Origin of the sequence: Maritimibacter alkaliphilus HTCC2654 (assembly GCF_000152805.1) — a bacterium.
Lineage (GTDB): Bacteria > Pseudomonadota > Alphaproteobacteria > Rhodobacterales > Rhodobacteraceae > Maritimibacter > Maritimibacter alkaliphilus.
In genome coordinates this window covers 188,985-208,676 of sequence record NZ_CH902578.1, presented here as the reverse complement: position 1 = coordinate 208,676, position 19,692 = coordinate 188,985, and the positions used below count along the sequence as shown (strand labels likewise).

The following is a 19,692-nucleotide window of genomic DNA, read 5'->3' as shown; positions in this document are numbered from 1 at the left end:
ATGACCGAACCGATCCTGTATGAAACCGACGGGCCGATTGCCCGGATCACGTTCAACCGCCCCGATGCGTTCAACGCGATGGACCCCGGCCTACGCGCGGGCTTTCGCGAGGCGATCCTGAAGGTGCACGAGGACGACGCGGTGCGCGCGATCATCGTGTCGGGCAACGGGCGCGGCTTTTGCTCCGGCACCGACCTGAAAGAAGGGCTGTCGCGCCACACCGGCATGTTCCTCGAACAGGAATATCGTCCGATCCTCGCCATGATCGCCACCTCGCCAAAGATCTGGATTTCGCAGGTCCACGGCTCGGCGGCGGGCATCGGCGCGGCGGTCGCGATGAACTGCGACATGATGGTGATGGCGGAAAGCGCCAACATCTACATGGCCTTCGCCGCGATCAACCTGATCCCGGATGGCGGCAATACGTGGCTTTTGCACCGGGGCCTTGGCTACAAGCGTGCGCTTCAGGCGATCCTCGAGGGGCGCAAGATCCCCGCGACGGAAGCGGTCGAACTGGGCCTCGCCAACGCGGTGCACCCGGACGACGACCTGGCCGCTGAAACGACCGCGCTCGCCACCCGGATCGCCGCCGGTCCGCCGCTGGCCACCGCCGCTGCGAAACGGCTGCTCAGGGCGATGGACGGCATGTCCTATGCCGACGCCATCGGGGCCGAGGCGACCGAGCAGACGGCCCTCGCCGCCGCCGCCGACACGCGCGAGGGCGTCGCGGCATTCTTCGAGAAACGCAAACCGAACTTCACAGGCACCTGACATGACCCTTCCCGCGATCTTCGACACGATGCGCCTGCCCCTGATCGGCGCGCCCATGTTCATCTGTTCCGGCCCCGAACTGGTCATCGCCCAGTGCAAGGCGGGGATCGTCGGCACCTTTCCGGCGCTCAATGCCCGTGAAAAGGACGGCGAGCCGATCCAGCTCGAGGAATGGCTCACGCGGATCAAGACGGAACTGGCCGAGTACGACGCGGCCCACCCCGACAAGCCTTCGGCCCCCTTCGGCGTGAACCTGATCGCGCATCGGACGAACGAGCGGCTGCAACGGGACGTGGAGATCCTGATGAAGCACGAGGTGCCGATCTGGATCACCTCGCTCGGCGCCCGGCCCGAGATCAACGAAGCCGCGCATTCGGTCGGCGCGGTCGTGCTGCACGACGTCATCAACGTGAAATTCGCCCACAAGGCGATCGAGAAAGGGGCCGACGGCCTGATCGCCGTGGCGGCGGGCGCAGGGGGTCATGCGGGCACATGGTCGCCCTTCGCGCTGGTGCAGGAAATCCGCGAATGGTTCGACGGGCCGCTTTTTCTGTCGGGTGCACAGGCGACCGGCGACGCCGTGCTCGCAGCCCTCGCGATGGGGGCGGACGGCGGATACGCGGGCTCCATGTTCATCGCGACCGAAGAGGCAAACGCCCCGGACGGCTACAAGCAGATGATCTGCGACAGCGGGGCCGAAGACATTCTTTACACCGACCACTTCACCGGGGTGAACGGCAACTACCTGATCCCGTCGATCACGGCGGCGGGGATGGACCCGGCGGCGCTTGGCGGCGAGAAAGGCGATGTCTCAAAGGTCGCGGCAGGCGAGAAATCAAAGGCCTGGCGCGATATCTGGGGGGCCGGTCAGGGGATCGGCGCCATCCGCGACGTGCCGCCCGCAGCCCAGGTCGTCGCACGTCTGGAGCGGGAGTTCGCGGCAGCCAAGGCGCGGCTCGACGGGTTGGTCAAACCGGCGTAGGGCGCGACGGCGCGGCGGGCTCAGTCGCGGTGCGCCTGAACATAGTCCACGAGCGCCCGGGTCGAGCCGTCCTTCGACGCGGCGTCCTCGTCCCCGGCCAGAACCGGGGCCAGTGCGACCGCCAGTTCCTTGCCCAGTTCCACGCCCCACTGGTCGTAGGAATTGATGCCGAGGATCACGCCCTCGACGAACACGCGATGTTCGTAGAGCGCGATGATACGGCCCAGCACACGCGGCGTCAGAAGCGGATAGATCAGCGTCGTCGAGGGGCGATTGCCGGGGAACACCCGGTGGCGCGCCTGACGTTCCTGCTCGGCCCCGGACAGGCCCTTTTCGGCCATCAGTTCCAAGGCCACGTCCAGCGACCGGCCCTGCATCAACGCCTCGGACTGCGCAAGGCAGTTGGCGACGAGCAGCGCGTGTTGATGCGCAAGCTCCGGCTCGTGCCCTCTCGCCGCGACAAGAAACTCGCACGGCACCACCTCGGTCCCCTGATGGATGAGCTGATAGAACGCATGCTGACCATTCGTTCCCGGCTCGCCCCAGACCACAGGGCCAGAGACCACCTCAAGCCCCGTGCCATCCATCGCGACCGACTTCCCGTTGCTCTCCATCTCTAGCTGCTGGAGATAGGCCGGAAGGCGGGAAAGCCGCTGGTCGTACGGCAGAACCGCCCGTGTCGGATAGCCACAGACCTGACGATGCCAGATGCCCACGAGGGCGAGCATGAGCGGCAGGTTATCCGCCCCCTCGGCTTCGCGGAAATGCAAGTCCATGTCGTGTCCGCCGGCAAGGAATTCACGGAACCGTTTGGCCCCCACGGCGATCATCAGGCCAAGGCCCACGGGCCCCCAGATCGAATACCGCCCGCCGACCCAATCCTCGAACCCGAAGACGCGCGAAGGGTCGATGCCCCATTTCGTCGTCTTGTCCACGGCCGAAGACAGCGCCGCCAGATGACGGCCCACCGCCTGCTCGCCGATCGCGCGTTTCAGCCAGCTTCGCGCGGTTTCGGCGTTCGTCATGGTTTCGATGGTGGTGAAGGTCTTCGAGGCGACGATCACCAGCGTCGTGTCCGGGTCGAGATCGGCAAGCGTGTCGTGAATATGCGCGCCATCCACGTTCGACACGTAATGCACGCGCGGCCCGTCGTGATACGGGGCAAGCGCCAGCATGGCCATCGCGGGGCCAAGGTCGGAGCCGCCGATCCCGATGTTCACGATATCGGTGAAGCGCCCGCCGTTCACGGGCCGCACCTTGCCGGTGCGCAGGCCCTCGGCGAATTCCTCCATCCGGTCGAGCGTGTCGTGAACGCCCGGCAGGACTTCCACCCCGTCGACGGTCGCGCCGTGCGGGCCGGGATCGCGCAGAGCGGTGTGGAGCACCGCCCGCCCCTCGGTCTCGTTGATCTTCTCGCCCGCGAACATCGCCTCGCGCCGGTGCGCGACACCTGCCTCATCGGCCAGCGTGAGCAGCAGATCGCGGGCTTCGGCGTCGATGGTGGTCTTGGAATAGTCGAACAGCATGTCGTCCATGCGGACGGAAAAGCCGGAGGCGCGCGCCGGATCCTGCAACAGATCCGCGATCGTCACGCTTCCCTGCATCGCGCGATGCGATTTCAGCGATGTCCAGGACATTCCCCACCTCATGTGTCCGCCGTCCGCCCGTTCGGTCCGGCTGGTTATGGTTGCCTCATCCTCGGCAGGCTAACGCCTATTCCGCCCAGTGAACAACCATCCCTTTGAGCACGGATTTGACGGGTGCCGCCATCACATCCTTGGTTTTCGACGCTTTTTCAAGCGCCTCGCGCTTGGCCGCGCCGGTGATGACGAGGTGTTTCGACATTGCACCATTCAAGACCCGCGCCGTCAGCGTCATCCGGGGTTCGGGCGCCCCGTCGGCACGCATGGGCAACACGGCGGGCGCTTTGGGGGAAAGCCCCTCCTCCAGCCGGTCGGCACCGGGAAACAGGCTCGCCGTATGCATGTCGGCCCCCATGCCGAGCAGCACGACGGAAAGCGGCAGGGCCGCCTCGACCCCGGCCGACAACCTGTCGAGCGAGTCCTCGGGGGTCGCGGTCTCGCCGTATAGGGGGATCAGATGGGCCGCGGCGGCCTGATCGCGAAACAGCCGGTCACGCAGAAGCCGCGTGTTCGAGCGGTCGCTGCCCATCGGCACCCAACGCTCGTCCGTCAGCATCACATCGACCCGGTCCCAGTCGAGATGCAGGGCCGAAAGCGTGTCGAAGATCGGCCCCGGCGTGGTGCCCCCCGGCACGGCGAGCGAGGCGCGATCCTCATGCGCCAAGGTGCCCCGCAGTTCCGATGCGATTCGGTCGGCGAGGTCCATCATCATCAACTCGCGGTCCGGGTATTCCTTGAGTTCGTAAGTCATGCGCGCAGCTCCCGCCATCGTCGTCCGTCGCGGTGCATGAGGATGAGGGCTTCTTCCGGCCCTGTCGACCCCGGCTCATAAGGAAACGGCCGGTCTTCGCGTTCCGTCCAGCCGTCGATGATCGGGTCGGTCCAGGCCCAGGCCGCTTCCACCTCGTCCCCGCGCATGAACAGCGTCTGATTGCCCCGGATCACATCCATGATGAGGCGTTCATAGGCGTCGGGCACATCCGCCGCCTCTTCGCCCAGCGCCTCGGCGAAGGTCATGTCGAGCGGCACGTCGATCAGGCGCATACCCCCCGGCCCCGGCTCCTTGATGGTCACGGTCAGATCCATGCCCTCGTTCGGCTGAAGCCGGATCGTCAGTTCGTTGGCGCTTTGGCCGGTATCCTCTTCGAAGATCGAATGCGGCGGCTCCTTGAAGCGCACGACGATCTCGGACACACGCGCTTTCATCTTCTTGCCGGTGCGCAGGTAGAACGGTGTGCCGTTCCAGCGCCAGTTCGCGATCCTGATCTTCATCGCGACATAGCTTTCGGTCAGCGACTCCGGGTTCTCGACGTCCTTCAGGTAGCTTTCGCTTTTGGATTTGTATTGTCCGCGCACGATTTCGGAGTGCTCCACCGGCTCCAGCGCCCGGATCACCTTGAGTTTCTCGTCGCGCACGGCGTCGGGATCGTATTTCGACGGCGGCTCCATCGCGGTCAGACACAGAAGTTGCATCAAGTGGTTCTGCACCATGTCCCGCATCGCGCCGGAGCGGTCGTAATATTCGCCGCGCCCGCCGACCCCCACGGTCTCGGCCACGGTGATCTGGATATGATCGACGTATTGCGCGTTCCACAGCGGTTCGAACAGCATGTTGCCGAAGCGCACCGCCATCAGGTTTTGAACCGTCTCTTTTCCAAGGTAGTGGTCGATGCGGTAGATCTGCGTCTCGTCGAAATGTTCGGCCAGCGTGGCGTTGAGCGCCCGAGCCGACTCCCGGTCGTGACCGAAGGGTTTCTCGACCACGATGCGCGCGGCATCGTCGGCGATCTTGTATTTGTGCAGGCGCTCGGCAATGGCACCGAAAAGGCTCGGGCCTACGGAAAAGTAATAGGCCTTGACCACGTCGGCGCGCATCGTCTTGGCCAGATCTTTCCACCCGTCGGTCCCGGTGGCATCGACGGCGACATAGGACAGCTTCTCAAGAAACGCCGATACCATATTGGGATCGTTGCGTTTTCCGGAAAATTCCTTGATCGCGTCGCGCACGAAATCGCGATACCCGGCTTCGTCCATCTCGGAGCGCGCCGCGCCGATGATCCGCGCCTCGTCCGGCATCTGACCATCAAAGAACCGGCGATAGAGCCCCGGCAATATCTTGCGGCGGGCAAGATCGCCTGTGCCGCCGAAGATGACGAGGTCGAAAGGGTCGACCGGAATGACGCGCGATACCATCTGTGTCTCCGTTCCGGTCCGTCGGCCCCGCCGCAGACCCGATTGTTAGCGCTAACCCAACTGCGCCCGGTTGATAGCCTCCCTATGGCGGCGAGTCTAGCACTGTTGGCACACATCACAACTGCGTCACGCGCTGCGCCTGCGACCTTTTTCTTTCAGACGCGATGGTTTAGCCAAAATGAAAGGAAAGGTATCGGAATGGATCAACGCGTGCCGCTTGCCAATCAGGGCAAGTTCGAAGACCCCAAGGTGACGGCGGACGGCAGCCCGCGGGCCACTGTGGCGCTGACCCATCCCGAAACGCTCTGGTTCAACACCGGAACGCTGTGCAACATCACCTGCGAGGGCTGCTACATCGAAAGCTCGCCCACCAACGATGCGCTGGCCTATATGACCCGGGGCGAGGTCGCGGGATACCTCGACCAGATCAAGGCGCGTGGATGGCCGGTGACCGAGATCGGCTTTACCGGCGGCGAGCCGTTCATGAACCCCGATTTCCCCGCAATGATGCGCGACGCCCTGTCGGCGGGCTACGAGGTGCTGGTGCTGACCAACGCGATGGCCCCGATGATGCGGCCCCTCGTGCGCACGAAACTCGCCCAGCTTCTCAAGGGGTTCGCAGGCCGGATCACCCTGCGCGTGTCGATGGATCACTGGACCGCCGAGGGCCATGACGCGGTGCGCGGCAAGGGCAGCTTCGCCGCGACGCTCAAGGGGCTCGACTGGCTGCGCGACGAGGGCGCGACCATCGCGATTGCGGGCCGCGCACGCTGGCAGGAAAGCGAAGCCGAGGCGCGCGCAGGCTACGGCGCCCTGTTCGCCGAACACGTATACCCGGTGGATGCCGAGAACCCCGGCCAGCTCGTCATTTTCCCGGAAATGGACGTGACGGTCGAAGTGCCGGAAATCACAACGGCCTGCTGGGGCATCCTCGACAAGTCGCCGCGCGACGTCATGTGCGCCTCGTCCCGCATGGTGGTGAAACGCAAAGGGCAGCACCCGTCGGTCGTGTCCTGCACGCTCCTGCCCTATGAACAGGCCTTCGACCTTGGCCCGACACTGGCGGACGCCGAGCGCCCGGTCGCGTTGAACCATCCCCATTGCGCGAAATTCTGCGTTCTGGGCGGGGCCTCCTGCTCGGCCTGAGCGGCCTTCACCCGATCCTAACCAATCGCTGCTATCCCGACCCGAACCGGTGTACTGGGGGTCGTGGCCTTGGCCGACAATGTAACCTGGTCGAGTCTGTTTCTGGGAACATTGCCGGACATGGATTACGACGAACTGTTCGTGGGGATGGAGAATACCTCTCCGCTCCTCACGACGTTCGGCGGCGGGCCGGGGAATTCGCTTTATCAGAACATCGTCACGATCGAGACCGATGCGGGCGCTTTCGACGACGTGGTCAGCACCGATACACCCTGGACGGGCGACGTGATCCACTACGACCTTGGATCAGGCCTGGTCACCACCAAGATCGACAGTATCGCCAGCCTGACCGGCACCGTGACCTTCAATGACGGGGCGACATGGACCTCGGAACTTCTGGTGGTTCAGGACACCGCCGGAAACGCCTTTTTGCTGGTGCGCGACACCCAGCCGGAACTGGCAAGTCAGGGGATCGAAAGCGTAACCTTCACCTCGGTCAATTCGACCAACTTCGACGGGGTCATTCAACACTCGAAAGACGATCTGGATTTCGTCTGCCTGACCGCGGGCGCGATGGTCGCGACGCCGGATGGCCCGGTGCGCACCGACCGCCTGCGCCGGGGGGACGCGGTTCTGACGCTCGACAGCGGGCCGCAGCCCATCCGCTGGATCGGGAAACGGCGCATTCGGTTCGATCCGCGCCCGCATCCGGGGCAGCCGGTGCACATCGCCAAAGGCGCCTTCGGTCCGGGCCTGCCGACCCGCGATCTGATCCTGTCCCCCAACCACCGCGTCCTCATGCAGACCGCGCCCTGCCATGCGCTGCACGACCCGCTCGGCGCCCTTGCGCCCGCCAAGGCGCTCACCCGTCTGCCGCGCGTCCGGCGCCTGACCGGGCGGCGTGAGATCACCTATTTCAACCTGCTCCTGCCACGGCACGAGGTCATCATCGCGGACGGGATCGCGGTCGAAAGCCTGTTTCCGGGGCCGGAGGCCTTTGCGAGCCTCGATGGCATCGAACGCGCGGACTGGTTACGCATCGGCGCCCTTGGCGGCCGCGTCACCGGAACGCCGCCCGCCCGCCTGATGCTCACGACCGCCGAGACGCGCGCGGCCCTCGCGACAGGTCAGCTGCACCCGCCTGCCACGGCCCCCGTGCCGCTGACGTGGTCGGGCGCGCGCCACCGTCCACGCGCCCTGCCCGCGCATCTGGCAAATCGGGCCTGATCCCGGCCTTGGCGTGTCCCGAAGCCCCCCGCTCAAGCGAAAGCGCGCGCCCGTGGGCGCGCACCGTTCGATCCCTCGATCCCTCACCGTCACGCCTCCAGTTCGGCGTCCCAGTACAGGAAATCCATCCAGCTTTCATGCAGGTAGCCGGGCGGGAACTTGCGCCCCATGTTGCGCAACTCCTCGGCCCCCGGCTGGCGCGGCGGCTTGCGCAACGAAAGACCCGACTGATGCAGGTGCTTGGACCCCTTGCGCAGGTTGCATTTGGAACAAGCCGCGACCACGTTTTCCCAACTCGTCACCCCGCCCCGCGCCCGTGGCACCACGTGATCGAAGGTCAGATCGCCCTTCGATCCGCAGTACTGGCAGCGAAATTCGTCCCTTAGAAAAAGATTGAAGCGCGTGAAAGCCACGCGCTTCTGGGGTTTAACGTAATCTTTCAGAACGACGACCGAGGGGATCCTGATCTCCATACTCGGGCTTCTGACCACCTCGTCGTATTCGGCGATGATGTTCACCCGGTCGAGGAAGGCCGCCTTGATCGCCTCCTGCCAGGGCCATAAGGACAGGGGGTAGTAGGAAAGCGGGCGGAAGTCCGCGTTCAACACGAGCGCCGGATGCGACCTCGGGTTGCTGTGTTCTCGTACGAAATGTGTCCTGAAATCGCCGTCCATCGGAGTGACTCCGCCCTCGCCCTGTGCCTCGCTCGCAGGGCGGGGAACCCGCCCCGTCTGTTTCTAATCTAGGACTATATATGGGTCAGAACCTCTGACAAGCCCCACGATCTGGGCGCAGCTTGTCGGACATACGTGTCAGGCTTGTGACGAATCGAACATCCGCGAATGTTCGCTCTACGTTCTCTCTGCTGAGGCCCGTTGAGGACCGCGCGACCACGGAATACAGTTCCGCTTCACTCGTCGCCCACCGCCTTGCGCCGGGTGCCTCAATGCCATCGTGACAAGCCGGACCGAGACGCGCATCGACCGCCAGTGCCCCGCCGATCTCGCGACCTTACTGTCTGAAATAAATAGATTTTTCAGACACGCTCGGCGGCAGGAGCGCCTTTGCATCCGGCACTCCCGCCCTTTCGTTAAATGACTTCCGCACCAAGGGTCATCCCCGTCTGAGCACCTCGCTTGTGACCGGTGGCTACAGCCGGAACGCGCATCGCCGCACCGCTGGCAGACTTGCGCCGGTCGCTCCACAAAGCGCGGCATTCCCGTCACGCTCACCCGATCCGAACCTCCCGAATACGCAGGCGATGTGGGCGAAACGGCCCTACCCAGCCGACGGGGCGATTCCCAGCCGATCGGCCATGAAGGACAGCGCGACCGACAGCCCGTCGGGGGCGATCCCGTGCCCGGTGCCCTTCTGGATGTGGCCGTAGACGGTGAAGCCCGCGTCGTTCAGCACCTGACCGGCCTCCTGAAAATGCGCGACCGGCACCATCTCGTCCGCATCGCCGTGGACCAGCAAGACGGGCGGACGCACTTTGACGTGCTCGCCGTAGGTCTCGGGCTGAAGGATGCGACCGGAGAAGGCCACGATCCCCGCGATCTCGGTGTCGCGCTGCGGGATGACTTTGAGCGACATCATCGTGCCCTGACTGAACCCATAGACGATCAGGCGGTCGGGCGTGATCCCCTCCTGCGCCATCACCATGTCGAGGAAGGCGTCGATATCCTCATGCGCCAGGTCCGCCCCGGCCCGCGCGGCCTCTTCCGACGAACCGTCGAGCCACGGAATCGGGAACCACTGAAAACCGAACGGGTTGCCCGCGCATTTCTCGGGCGCGTCGGGCGCATAGAACGCGGTGTCGGGCATGTGATCGGACAACGGATCGGCCAATCCCAGAAGATCCGCCCCGTCCGCGCCGTAGCCATGCAGGAACACGACCACCGATTTCGTCTCCCCCGATTTGGCCGGTCGGCTCTTGTACTGCAACTCGCGTGCCATCAACACACCCCTTCCCTGTTCTTCGCCACCCGGTAATAGGCCCAGAGCAGCCGGGCCGCAACGCCACGCCACGGCGACCAGTCCCGCGCGATCTCGCGCATCGCCTTTTCGCGCGGGCGTTCCGGCAGGTCGAACAGGATGCGCGCGGCCTCCTGCAAGGCCAGATCGCCATGGGCGAACACATCGGCCCGGCCGAGCGAGAACATGGCGTAGATTTCGGCGGTCCAGTGCCCGATGCCCGGCACGGCGACCAAGGTCGCGATCACCTCGTCATCCGGCAGATGCGCGAGCGCGTCATAGTCGATCCCCGCCTCGGCCAGCGCGCGGGCATAGCGCATCTTGGGGCGCGACAGGCCGACGGCGCGCAGGTCGTCCTCGCCCGCCCGCGCCACCCGGTCCGGCGTGGTCAGCCCCGCCGCCTCGACACGTGCCCAGATCGCGGCGGCGGAGGCGGTCGAGACCTGCTGGCTCACGATGGCCGACAGAAGCTGGTCGAAGCCCTGCGGTTTGCGCCGAAGCGGCAGTTCGCCGGTCTCGGCCAGCGCCCGCGCGAACCGTGGGTCGCACTCGGCCAGCCATGCCGCGCCTTCGGCCACGTCCTGTGGCCCGTGGATGATCCGCCCGACGCTCACAGCCGTTCGATCCAGTCGAGCGCGGTTTCGACGCTCTCCGCCTTTTCTCCGGGCGGTTGCGGCGGGCGGTCGATCAGCACGACCGGCAGGCCAAGCGCGCGCGCGGCCTCCAGCTTGGCCCAGCCGCCGCGCCCGCCCGCGTTCTTAGTCACAAGCAGATCGACGCCCTCGTCGCGCAGGAACTCCACCTCGTCCTCAACCGAAAACGGCGGCCGTCCCCGGCGCCATGCGCCGTTTTCCCACGGAAACGGCCCCTCCGGCGCGTCGATCACCCGGCAGAGCACGCGGGCGGCGGGCAGTTGGCCAATCGCGGCGAGCGACCCCGGCCCCGTGGCGAGGAACACGGTCATGTTCGCGGCGACCTTGGCGGCGACCCCCGCTTCGTCCGCCACGAAGGTCCAATCATCCGCCCCGGTCGCCGCCCAGCCGGGGCGCAAAACCTGAAGATACGGAACGCCGAGCGCGGCGCAGATCGAGTGCGTGCGAAAGGAAATCCGGTGCGCGAACGGATGCGTCGCGTCGATCACCGCGTCGAAGCCACCCGCCGCCATGAAATCCTGCTGGCCCTGCCGCCCGCCGAACCCCCCGACCCGAACCGCGCCATCCAGCGGCAAAGGTGCGCGGGTGGCCCCGGCGAGCGAGGCGGTGAGGTCGATCCGCCCGTCACGCCCGAGCCTGAGCGCGATCTGGCGCGCCTCATAGGTGCCTGCAAGGAGGAGGATTTTCATCTCGGCGGTCTCGGCCTTTCGTTCGGTGAGGCGGGCGTGCCCCCGGTCGCGGCGACTATAGGCACCACACCCGACAAGGAAACCCGCCGCTTCTCATCATGCGTCACGGGGTGCATAACGCGCGCATGAGCGACTCGACACCCCTTCCCCCCGGCGATTGGCCCGACATGCAGCCCGGCTGGGTCTGGCTGTGCGGCGCGGGTCCGGGCGATCCGGGTCTGCTGACGCTCCATGCCCTGAATGCGCTCAGGCAGGCCGACGTGATCGTGCATGACGCGCTGGTGGACGACCGCATCCTCGGCTGGGCGGGTCCGGCGGCCGAATTGATCTACGCGGGCAAGCGGGGCGGCAAGCCGTCGGCCAAGCAAAAGGACATCTCGCTGCAACTGGTCGACCTCGCCCGCGCGGGCAAGAAGGTCTTGCGCCTCAAGGGCGGCGATCCCTTTGTCTTCGGGCGCGGCGGCGAGGAAGGGCAGACGTTGGTGCAGCACAACGTCCCGATCCGCATCATTCCAGGCATTTCGGCGGGGATCGGCGGGCTGGCCTACGCCGGCATCCCGGTCACGCATCGCGATGTGAACCAAGCGGTCACCTTCGTCACCGGGCATGACCGCACCGGAAACGCGAGCGGCGTGGACTGGGCGAGCGTCGCCAAGGGGTCGGGCGTCATCGTGATCTACATGGGGATGAAGCACCTTGCCGCCATCGCCGCCGACCTCATCGCCGCCGGGCGCGGACCGGAGGAGCCGGTGGCGATCGTCGCGCAGGCCACCCTGCCCGACCAGCAGGTTCTCGAAACCACCCTCGCCACCTGCGCGGCGGATGCCCGCGACAGCGGGATCGGCGCCCCCGCCGTGATCTGCGTGGGCCGCGCGGCGCTTCTGCGGCAGGCGCTCGACTGGCAATCGCTTGCGATGGGTCGCCCGATGCGCAACCTCGACCCGCTCGCCATCGGGCGCCCGGTGGAGGACGGATGAACGGCAAGGGTCTGATCCTCGCCGCACCGACCTCGGGCAGCGGCAAGACGACCGTGACGCTCGGCATCCTGCGTGCCCTCAGCCAGCGCGGCGTCGCGGTCCGGGGGGCCAAATCCGGCCCGGATTATATCGACCCCCGGTTTCACGAGGCCGCCTGCGGGCAGGTGTCGGTCAACCTCGACGCCTGGGCGATGCCGAAACATCAGATCCGGTCGCTGGCCAAGGGTGACGGCCTGCTCATCGTCGAGGGGGCGATGGGTCTGTTCGACGGCGCGCCGCCCGATGGCGACGGGGCGACCGCAGACCTCGCCCGCATCATCGGATTGCCTGTCGTGCTGGTGGTGAACGCGGCCAGCATGTCGCATTCGGTCGCCGCGCTCGTGCGCGGGTTCGCGAGCCATGACCCCGAGGTCCGCGTCTCGGGTGTGATCCTGAACAACGTCGGCTCCCCCCGGCACGAGGCGATGCTGCGCCGCGCCCTGTCGCCGCTCGGTCTTCCGGTGCTGGGGGCTTTGCCGCGTGATCCGAACCTCGCCCTGCCCGACCGACACCTCGGGTTGGTGCAGGCCGCCGAGCACCCGGACCTGACCGGGTTTCTCGATCGCGCCGCCGACGTGGTGCGCGCGCGCCTCGACTTGGACGCGCTGGTGGCGCTGGCCCGCGACACGGCCACCGCCCCGCCGCGCGCAGCGCCCTCCGCGCCGAAACGCATCGCCATCGCACGCGACGCGGCTTTCAGCTTCGTCTATCCGCACCAACTGGCGGCATGGGACCGCGCAGGCAGCACGATCCTTCCTTTCTCCCCGCTCGCGGACGAGGCGGTGCCGGAGGCGGATTTCGTCTATCTTCCCGGCGGTTACCCCGAATTGCACGCAGCCCGGATCGCATCGAACACGACCTTCCTGAACAGTCTGCGCGACGCCGCCAGCACCACCGACATCTACGGCGAATGCGGCGGCTATATGGTGCTGGGCGAAACGCTGACCGACGCGGACGGCACGGTTCACAGGATGGCCGGGCTTTTGGGCCTCGCCACATCCTTTGCCCAACGCAAGCTTCACCTTGGCTACCGACGCCTGACGAGCCACTGGTCCGCCCTGCCCGGCACGCATATGGCGCATGAGTTCCATTACACCACCACGCTCGCCGCCGACGGTGCGCCCCTGTTCGATGCGCAGGATGCCGAAGGGGTCGCGCTGCCCGCCATGGGCCTGATCCAAGGACGCGTCGCAGGGTCGTTCGCCCATATCATCGCATGACCCCTTTTCTGCGGCCCGCAGAACATATAAGCGATCTTGCATGACTGACGCGACCTATTCCCAGACCGACGACCGCAAGGCCAAGCGCAACGTGGCGATCCTCGTGATCGCGCAGGCGCTCCTTGGCGCGCAGATGCCGATGATCTTCACCGTCGGCGGGCTGGCGGGTCAGTCGCTTGCCCCGAACCCCTGTTTCGCGACGCTGGCGATCTCGGCCATCGTGCTTGTGTCGATGCTCTCGGCCAACCCGATGAGCTGGATCATGCAACGCTTCGGCCGCCGCGCCGGGTTCTGGACCGGCACATTGGGCGGAACCATCGGTGCCGCGATTGCCGCCTATGGCCTGAGTCAGGCGAGCTTCACCCTGTTCATCGTCGGCTCGGCCTTCACCGGCATGTATATGTCCGCGCAAGGTTTTTACCGCTTCGCCGCCGCCGACACGGCATCGGACAGCTTCCGGCCCAAGGCGATCTCGTACGTCATGGCGGGCGGCCTCGTCTCGGCGATCATCGGCCCGCAACTGGTCAAGGCCACCGTCGACGTGAGCGTCATCCCCTTCCTCGGCGTCTATGCCGCCATCGTGGCGATCAACGTGGTCGGCTCGCTCCTCTTCCTCGCGCTCGACATCCCGAAACCGCCGGTGCCCAGCCACGATGCCCCGCGCGGACGCACGACGTGGGAGATGCTGACGACCCCGACCATCGCCGTGGCGATCATCGTCGCCATGGTCAGCTATTCGCTCATGAACCTCGTCATGACCTCGACCCCCCTCGCGGTGGTGGGCTGCGGTTTCGAAAGCTCGACCGCTGCCGACGTGGTGTCGGCCCACGTCCTCGCCATGTTCATCCCGTCCTTCTTCACCGGCCACCTGATCGCGCGGTTCGGCGTGCGAAAGATCATGGCGACCGGCCTCGTCATTCTCGCCGCGGCGGGCGTCGTGGGACTACAGGGCGTGGAACTCGAGAACTTCTTCATTGCGCTCGTGCTCTTGGGCATCGGTTGGAACTTCGGCTTCATCGGCGCGACGACCATGCTCGCGGGCGCACACCAAGCGCATGAGCGGGGCCGCATTCAGGGCATGAACGACATGATCGTGTTCGGTGGCGTCACGCTCGCCTCGCTGGCCTCGGGCGGTCTCATGAACTGTTCGGGCGGCACGCCGCAGGACGGCTGGACCGCCGTGAACCTTGCCATGGTGCCGTTCCTCGCGCTCGCCGGTGCGGCGCTGATCTGGCTGGTCCTGCGACCGAATGAGGACTGACCCCCCGTTTGGGGGATACGCCCGGACCGGGAGTCGGGACTAAAACCCTCACATCTAACGAGGGATTTATCCATGAATACCAAACCGATGCTGCGCGCTGGCCTGACGCTCTGCGCCGCTTTCGTCCTGTCCGGCTGCCTCAAGGGCACCGGATTGCAGGGGTCGCTGGCCGAAGTGGTCTATGACTCGATCACCGAGGTCGGCGAGTTCGAGAACGAGACGACGACCATGCCCACCTCCGGCACGGCCAGCTACACCGGATCGGCGCTGATCCAGATGGCCGACAGCGCGACGGATGCGAACCAACGCGTCATGGCGGGCGAAGCGACGCTCGACGCGCGCTTCAGCGCGGCGGGTGGAGCGGTCAGCGGATCGCTTCAGAACTTCGTCGGGGCCAAGGACGTGGACATGCAGGCGTTCAACGCGGCGATCTACACCGGCACGGTGGCGGACATCGAAACCCAACTCGCCGATTTCTCGCCGGTCGACGGCACGATCGACGTGACCGCCGACACCTCGACGGGCGAGCGTTTCACCGTCGGGTTTTCCGGCACGCTCACGCAGGACGGCGACACGATCGAGGTCGGCGGCACAGGCGCGGGCCAGTTCGTCGGCGCGGATGCGGACGGGGTGAAGGTCTATGGCGGCACTACGCTCAACGGGTTCGGCACGCAATCGACGCTGAGCGAAAACGGCAGCGCGCAGGAAGGCCAGATCTACATCAACGCGACCAAATAGGCGTTACCATCGCCCGCGCAGGGTCTTCCACAGGAACCGACCCCGCCGGGCGAATTCGCTTTCCGAAAGCCGGCCTTCGATGATCGCATCGGGGTCGGCTTTCGCCCGTTTCAGGATCGCGCCCGCCCGGCTCGCGGCCCGCGCGGCCGGGGTCGCCTTGCCGAAGTCGTGCCCCCTGACCGACCTGAGGTCGGCCAGCGCCACGTCGATCATTTCGGGATAGAACCCGGCGTCGAAGGCCCGCCAGCCATGGGCCAGAAGTTCCGGCTGCGCCTCGAGCCACGCGGCCAGCCCCTGCACCCGACCCAACACCCGCGCCTCGGCCTCGTCCGTGCGCCCCAATGCGGCGACCGAGGCGAACATGAGCGACCCGGCGCCCGCGTTGATGTAATCCCACAGGTCGGCAGGGGCGACGAAAGGCTCCCGCGCGATGTCGGCGCGCCGCGCGTCGATCATCGCACGCAGCGGGGCCAGCGGGATCGCGCGGGCATGGATCGCAGCGCCGAGCGGTGCCACCACCTCATGCGCGCGCGGGGTCTTGCCCTGTTCGATCTCGTCCAGCACGTCGCGCCAGAACTGTAGCCGCATTTCCGCGATCAACGGCTCCTGCGTCAGCCACGGGGCCCGCGCGATTTCGAGGTTGAAGGCATAAAGCGGAAACAGCACCTCGCGGTCCGGCACCGGCGCGCTCATCGCGGCCACAAGCCGATCCGGGTCACCGCGCTCGACGATCTCTGCGCATTCCTGAACGGTCATTCAGCGACCTCGTGGCGCGGATGCTGCCCGATATGACCGACGCCCCCGTTCACGCCGGACGCACGCCGTCATCCAGCAGTTTCCAGACCAGCGCATCGAGGAGCGCGGCGAAGCTCGCATCGACGATGTTCGACGACACGCCCACCGTGGACCACCGCTTCTCGCCATCGGTGAAGTCGATGATGACGCGCGTGACCGCCTCGATCCCGCCTTGGGTGATGCGCACCTTGAAGTCGGTCAGCTTCACCGGCTCGATCGACGCCTGATATGGGCCGAGGTCGGCCTGCAACGCCAGCCAGATCGCATTGACCGGGCCATCGTCCGACATTTCCTGCGGGTGCTCGTTCTTGAAGAACGAGGTCTTTTCGACCCCGTCCGGGTAGCGCACCGTCACCATCGCCTCGGATTCCACGACGATGCGGCCCTTCGCGTTGCGCCGACGCTCGGAAATCACGCGGTAGCGTTCGACGTCGAAGTAATTGGGCAAGGTGCCGAGGATACCGCGCGCCACGAGTTCGAAGGACGCTTCCGCGCTGTCATAGGCGTAACCCTGATCCTCACGCGCCTTCACGGCGTCGAGGATTTCCGACAGGTGCGGATCGCCCTTTTCAAGCGCGATACCAACGGCTTGCAGCCGCGCCCTCAGGTTCGATTGCCCGGCCTGATTGGACATCGGCACGACGCGCTCGTTGCCCACGAGCGCCGGGTCGATGTGTTCGTAGGTCGTCGGGTCTTTCAGGATCGCGCTGGCATGAAGCCCCGCCTTGTGAACGAAGGCCGAGCCACCCACGTAAGGCGCGCTCTTGGTCGGCACCCGGTTCAGAATGTCGTCCAACTGCCGCGACACGCGGGTGAGCGAGATCAGCGCCTCCTGCGGGACCCCGATCTCGTAGACGGACTTGTAGGGTTCTTTGAGCATCAGGGTGGGAATGATCGTGATGAGGTTCGCGTTCCCACATCGCTCGCCCAGCCCGTTGAGCGTCCCTTGAATCTGGCGCGCGCCCGCATCGACGGCGGCGAGCGAATTGGCGACCGCGTTGCCGGTGTCGTTGTGGGTGTGGATGCCCAGATGATCGCCGGGGATGCCCGCGTCGATCACCGCCCGCGTGATCGCTTCGACCTCTTTGGGGAGCGTGCCGCCATTGGTGTCGCACAGCACGACCCAACGCGCGCCCGCCTCATAGGCTGCCAAGACGCAGGACAACGCATAGTCGGGGTTCGCCTTGTAGCCGTCGAAGAAGTGCTCGGCATCGAACAGCGGCTCGCGGTTCTCGCGCTTGAGATAAGCGACGCTCGCCGAGATGTTCTCGAGGTTCTCCTCGAGCGTGATCCCGAGCGCGGTGGTCACGTGGAAATCGTGCGTCTTGCCGACGAGGCAGACGGCGGGCGTCTCGGCCTGCATCACCTGCGCCAACACGTCGTCGTTCTCCGCTGACCGCCCCGCCCGCTTGGTCATCCCGAAGGCAGTGAAGGTCGCGCGGGTCTGGGGGCGGACGTGAAAGAACTCGCTGTCGGTCGGGTTCGCACCGGGCCAGCCGCCCTCGATATAGTCGATGCCCAATTCGTCGAGAGACTTGGCGATGGCCATTTTTTCCGGCGTCGAGAACTGCACGCCCTGCGTCTGCTGCCCGTCGCGCAGCGTGGTGTCGAAGAGGTAGAGACGTTCAGTCATGACGGGCCTCGTTGGTTGTCATGGTTGTCGCGCCGAGCCTCCGCCCGGAATAGCCGCGCCAGCGGCCCGGGCAGCGCACGGCCGCCCCAACGGCCGGGCGCTTCGTCGCCGCAAGCGCGCGGCCTGAGGTTCGATGAGGCGTTGAGATAAACGGGCGACCACGGGCGGCAGATGCGCCCACCCGCGGCCATGCGCTGCCCTCTGTCGGGAAGACCGTTACCATCACAGCCCTTCCAGCTTGGCTCGGTCGAACCCGGCCCCGGGCACAAGTTCTATCCCAGCCTTGGACATGCGCACTTCGACACCTGCCGCAATCAAAGCTGACTTCATCGCGTCCACCTGCGAGTAGTCCTTAGTATTCATCGCCCCAATGCGCAGTTGCGTGAGCTTTGCCTCCAACTCTGAAAGCCTTTCCTGTTCTCCCTCTCGAATAAGATCGAGCATTTCAGTGTCGATAGTTTTCAGCCCCAAGAAGTCGAGACCGCCCAACAGCCCCTCAATGTCTCCAATGTTTGCCAACTTATGGAGCACAGAAATCGCCTCGGGAGTATTGAGATCGTTTGCGACCGCATCGACGATTGCCTTTGGCACCGCTCCCGGCTTGTTGGAGCCTCTCATCCGGTGCCACTTGCCGAGAGTCGCCTCAGCCTCCTCCCGCTTCTTCTCGGTCCAATCCATCGGCTTGCGGTAATGCGTGCCGAGGAACACGAAGCGGATCACCTCGCCCGGCACGCCCTGTTCCAGCAGATCATGCACGGTGAAGAAGTTGCCCAGCGACTTGGACATCTTCTTGCCCTCGACCTGAAGCATCTCGTTGTGCAGCCAGACATTCGCGAAACCGGCCCCCGCATGAGCGCATTTCGACTGGGCGATCTCGTTCTCGTGGTGCGGGAACATCAGGTCGTTGCCGCCGCCGTGGATGTCGAAGCTTTCACCGAGCAACCCGTAGGACATGGCCGAACATTCGATATGCCAGCCGGGCCGACCCCGGCCCCACGGGCTGTCCCACCCCGGCTCGCCGTCGCGGGCGGGCTTCCACAGCACGAAGTCCATTGGGTTGCGCTTGTATGGCGCCACTTCCACGCGGGCGCCCGCGATCATGTCGTCGACCGAACGGCCCGAAAGCTTGCCGTAATCGTCGTAGCTGTCGACCGCGAAGAGCACATGACCCTCGGCGGCATAAGCGTGGCCGCTGTCGATCAACCCCTCGATCATGGTGACCATGTCGTCGATATGCTGCGTCGCGCGGGGCATCGCGGTCGGCTCCAACGCCCCCAGCGCGGCCATGTCGTCCAGATACCATTGCGTCGTCTCCGACGTGATCTGGTCGATCTCCTTGCCGTCGCGGTTGGCGCGTTCGATGATCTTGTCGTCAACGTCGGTGAAGTTGCGCACGTAGGTCACGTGGTTCGGCCCGTAGACCTCCCGCAGCAGCCGGTAAAGCACGTCGAACACCACGACTGGGCGCGCGTTGCCCAGATGGGCGCGGTCGTAGACGGTCGGCCCGCAGACGTACATCCGCACGTTGTCCGGGTCGATGGGCGTGAACACCTCTTTCGACCGGGTGGCGGTGTTGTGAAACTTGATCTCTACCATGGCGTCCTCGCGCGCACTTCTCCCGCGGCGGACCTAGCAGCTTCGATCTGGATGAGGAATAGAAGAACGGCCCGCCTGACGATGTCAGCAGGTAATGCAGCAAATGATGATGTTGCGGTTGTCGTTCATACGCGCTGGATAGCAGGCTTCGCGCG

Annotated in this window: 18 protein-coding genes; 8 read left to right on the top strand and 10 right to left on the bottom strand. The window is 65.8% G+C overall.

What is annotated here, in order from left to right; genetic code table 11:
• Both RB2654_RS02125 and RB2654_RS02120 read left to right on the top strand, forming a co-directional pair.
• Complete coding sequence (locus tag RB2654_RS02125) at window positions 1–771, top strand: enoyl-CoA hydratase/isomerase family protein (RefSeq protein ID WP_008328142.1); 771 nt, start codon at window positions 1–3, stop codon at window positions 769–771.
• 1 nt (window position 772) lies between these two features.
• Window positions 773–1,753, top strand: a complete 981-nt coding sequence (locus tag RB2654_RS02120; RefSeq protein WP_008328140.1) for an NAD(P)H-dependent flavin oxidoreductase — start codon at window positions 773–775, stop codon at window positions 1,751–1,753.
• A 20-nt stretch (window positions 1,754–1,773) separates the two neighbouring features.
• Here the strand turns inward: RB2654_RS02120 and pgi are convergent, their stop codons facing one another.
• From pgi to zwf, 3 genes are all read right to left on the bottom strand, one after another.
• A complete protein-coding gene (gene pgi / locus RB2654_RS02115) occupies window positions 1,774–3,390 on the bottom strand; it encodes a glucose-6-phosphate isomerase (RefSeq protein WP_008328138.1) in 1,617 nt (538 codons plus the stop codon).
• Between the two features lie 76 nt (window positions 3,391–3,466).
• Complete coding sequence (gene pgl / locus RB2654_RS02110) at window positions 3,467–4,147, bottom strand: 6-phosphogluconolactonase (RefSeq protein WP_008328137.1); 681 nt, start codon at window positions 4,145–4,147, stop codon at window positions 3,467–3,469.
• Window positions 4,144–5,589, bottom strand: coding sequence for a glucose-6-phosphate dehydrogenase (zwf, locus tag RB2654_RS02105; RefSeq protein ID WP_008328131.1), 1,446 nt, complete (start codon window positions 5,587–5,589; stop codon window positions 4,144–4,146). The genes pgl and zwf overlap by 4 nt, the downstream gene beginning before the upstream one ends.
• Before the next feature lie 198 nt (window positions 5,590–5,787).
• Between zwf and RB2654_RS02100 the strand changes: the two genes are divergently transcribed.
• Complete coding sequence (locus RB2654_RS02100; RefSeq protein WP_008328130.1) at window positions 5,788–6,735, top strand: radical SAM protein; 948 nt, start codon at window positions 5,788–5,790, stop codon at window positions 6,733–6,735.
• Between the two features lie 120 nt (window positions 6,736–6,855).
• A complete protein-coding gene (locus tag RB2654_RS22210; RefSeq protein WP_008328128.1) occupies window positions 6,856–7,962 on the top strand; it encodes a Hint domain-containing protein in 1,107 nt (368 codons plus the stop codon).
• Between the two features lie 89 nt (window positions 7,963–8,051).
• Here the strand turns inward: RB2654_RS22210 and RB2654_RS02090 are convergent, their stop codons facing one another.
• From RB2654_RS02090 to RB2654_RS02075, 4 genes are all read right to left on the bottom strand, one after another.
• Window positions 8,052–8,636: an HNH endonuclease gene (locus RB2654_RS02090; RefSeq protein WP_040884289.1), complete on the bottom strand. Its 585-nt coding sequence runs from the start codon at window positions 8,634–8,636 to the stop codon at window positions 8,052–8,054.
• 604 nt (window positions 8,637–9,240) lie between these two features.
• Entirely contained in the window at window positions 9,241–9,918 is a 678-nt protein-coding gene (locus tag RB2654_RS02085) for an alpha/beta hydrolase (protein WP_008328125.1), read from the bottom strand.
• Window positions 9,918–10,550 carry a DNA-3-methyladenine glycosylase family protein gene (locus tag RB2654_RS02080; RefSeq protein ID WP_008328123.1) on the bottom strand — a complete coding sequence of 211 codons (633 nt, stop codon included), beginning with the start codon at window positions 10,548–10,550 and terminating at the stop codon, window positions 9,918–9,920. Before RB2654_RS02080 ends, RB2654_RS02085 begins: the two co-directional genes overlap by 1 nt.
• Window positions 10,547–11,278, bottom strand: a complete 732-nt coding sequence (locus tag RB2654_RS02075) for a cobalt-precorrin-6A reductase (RefSeq protein ID WP_008328121.1) — start codon at window positions 11,276–11,278, stop codon at window positions 10,547–10,549. The genes RB2654_RS02080 and RB2654_RS02075 overlap by 4 nt, the downstream gene beginning before the upstream one ends.
• A gap of 125 nt (window positions 11,279–11,403) precedes the next feature.
• Between RB2654_RS02075 and cobA the strand changes: the two genes are divergently transcribed.
• From cobA to RB2654_RS02055, 4 genes are all read left to right on the top strand, one after another.
• Window positions 11,404–12,255 (top strand): uroporphyrinogen-III C-methyltransferase, encoded by an 852-nt coding sequence (gene cobA, locus RB2654_RS02070; RefSeq protein WP_008328119.1) that lies wholly within the window; start codon window positions 11,404–11,406, stop codon window positions 12,253–12,255.
• A complete protein-coding gene (locus tag RB2654_RS02065; protein ID WP_008328118.1) occupies window positions 12,252–13,514 on the top strand; it encodes a cobyrinic acid a,c-diamide synthase CobB in 1,263 nt (420 codons plus the stop codon). The genes cobA and RB2654_RS02065 overlap by 4 nt, the downstream gene beginning before the upstream one ends.
• 40 nt (window positions 13,515–13,554) lie before the next feature.
• A complete protein-coding gene (locus tag RB2654_RS02060; RefSeq protein ID WP_008328117.1) occupies window positions 13,555–14,775 on the top strand; it encodes an MFS transporter in 1,221 nt (406 codons plus the stop codon).
• Window positions 14,776–14,847: 72 nt separating this feature from the next.
• Window positions 14,848–15,513 (top strand): hypothetical protein, encoded by a 666-nt coding sequence (locus RB2654_RS02055; protein ID WP_008328116.1) that lies wholly within the window; start codon window positions 14,848–14,850, stop codon window positions 15,511–15,513.
• Between the two features lie 3 nt (window positions 15,514–15,516).
• Here the strand turns inward: RB2654_RS02055 and RB2654_RS02050 are convergent, their stop codons facing one another.
• The 3 genes from RB2654_RS02050 to cysS all read right to left on the bottom strand — a co-directional run bounded on the left by RB2654_RS02050 (window position 15,517) and on the right by cysS (window position 19,537).
• The gene (locus tag RB2654_RS02050; RefSeq protein ID WP_008328115.1) at window positions 15,517–16,269 is read right to left on the bottom strand and encodes a squalene/phytoene synthase family protein; all 753 of its coding nucleotides are present in this window, start codon (window positions 16,267–16,269) and stop codon (window positions 15,517–15,519) included.
• A 49-nt stretch (window positions 16,270–16,318) separates the two neighbouring features.
• The gene (cimA, locus tag RB2654_RS02045) at window positions 16,319–17,941 is read right to left on the bottom strand and encodes a citramalate synthase (protein WP_008328113.1); all 1,623 of its coding nucleotides are present in this window, start codon (window positions 17,939–17,941) and stop codon (window positions 16,319–16,321) included.
• A gap of 222 nt (window positions 17,942–18,163) precedes the next feature.
• Complete coding sequence (gene cysS / locus RB2654_RS02040) at window positions 18,164–19,537, bottom strand: cysteine--tRNA ligase (RefSeq protein ID WP_008328112.1); 1,374 nt, start codon at window positions 19,535–19,537, stop codon at window positions 18,164–18,166.
• Between the last annotated feature and the right edge of the window lie 155 nt (window positions 19,538–19,692).

Excerpts from the sequence above, each read along its gene's own strand:
- pgl (WP_008328137.1), bottom strand. The coding sequence starts at position 4,147 with ATGACTTACGAACTCAAGGAATACCCGGACCGCGAGTTGATGATGATG.
- zwf (WP_008328131.1), bottom strand. The coding sequence starts at position 5,589 with ATGGTATCGCGCGTCATTCCGGTCGACCCTTTCGACCTCGTCATCTTC.
- RB2654_RS02065 (WP_008328118.1), top strand. The coding sequence starts at position 12,252 with ATGAACGGCAAGGGTCTGATCCTCGCCGCACCGACCTCGGGCAGCGGC.
- RB2654_RS02050 (WP_008328115.1), bottom strand. The coding sequence starts at position 16,269 with ATGACCGTTCAGGAATGCGCAGAGATCGTCGAGCGCGGTGACCCGGAT.
- RB2654_RS02100 (WP_008328130.1), top strand. The coding sequence starts at position 5,788 with ATGGATCAACGCGTGCCGCTTGCCAATCAGGGCAAGTTCGAAGACCCC.
- RB2654_RS02060 (WP_008328117.1), top strand. The coding sequence starts at position 13,555 with ATGACTGACGCGACCTATTCCCAGACCGACGACCGCAAGGCCAAGCGC.
- cimA (WP_008328113.1), bottom strand. The coding sequence starts at position 17,941 with ATGACTGAACGTCTCTACCTCTTCGACACCACGCTGCGCGACGGGCAG.
- RB2654_RS02085 (WP_008328125.1), bottom strand. The coding sequence starts at position 9,918 with ATGGCACGCGAGTTGCAGTACAAGAGCCGACCGGCCAAATCGGGGGAG.
- cysS (WP_008328112.1), bottom strand. The coding sequence starts at position 19,537 with ATGGTAGAGATCAAGTTTCACAACACCGCCACCCGGTCGAAAGAGGTG.
- RB2654_RS02090 (WP_040884289.1), bottom strand. The coding sequence starts at position 8,636 with ATGGACGGCGATTTCAGGACACATTTCGTACGAGAACACAGCAACCCG.
- pgi (WP_008328138.1), bottom strand. The coding sequence starts at position 3,390 with ATGTCCTGGACATCGCTGAAATCGCATCGCGCGATGCAGGGAAGCGTG.
- RB2654_RS02075 (WP_008328121.1), bottom strand. The coding sequence starts at position 11,278 with ATGAAAATCCTCCTCCTTGCAGGCACCTATGAGGCGCGCCAGATCGCG.
- RB2654_RS22210 (WP_008328128.1), top strand. The coding sequence starts at position 6,856 with ATGGATTACGACGAACTGTTCGTGGGGATGGAGAATACCTCTCCGCTC.
- RB2654_RS02120 (WP_008328140.1), top strand. The coding sequence starts at position 773 with ATGACCCTTCCCGCGATCTTCGACACGATGCGCCTGCCCCTGATCGGC.
- RB2654_RS02055 (WP_008328116.1), top strand. The coding sequence starts at position 14,848 with ATGAATACCAAACCGATGCTGCGCGCTGGCCTGACGCTCTGCGCCGCT.
- RB2654_RS02125 (WP_008328142.1), top strand. The coding sequence starts at position 1 with ATGACCGAACCGATCCTGTATGAAACCGACGGGCCGATTGCCCGGATC.
- cobA (WP_008328119.1), top strand. The coding sequence starts at position 11,404 with ATGAGCGACTCGACACCCCTTCCCCCCGGCGATTGGCCCGACATGCAG.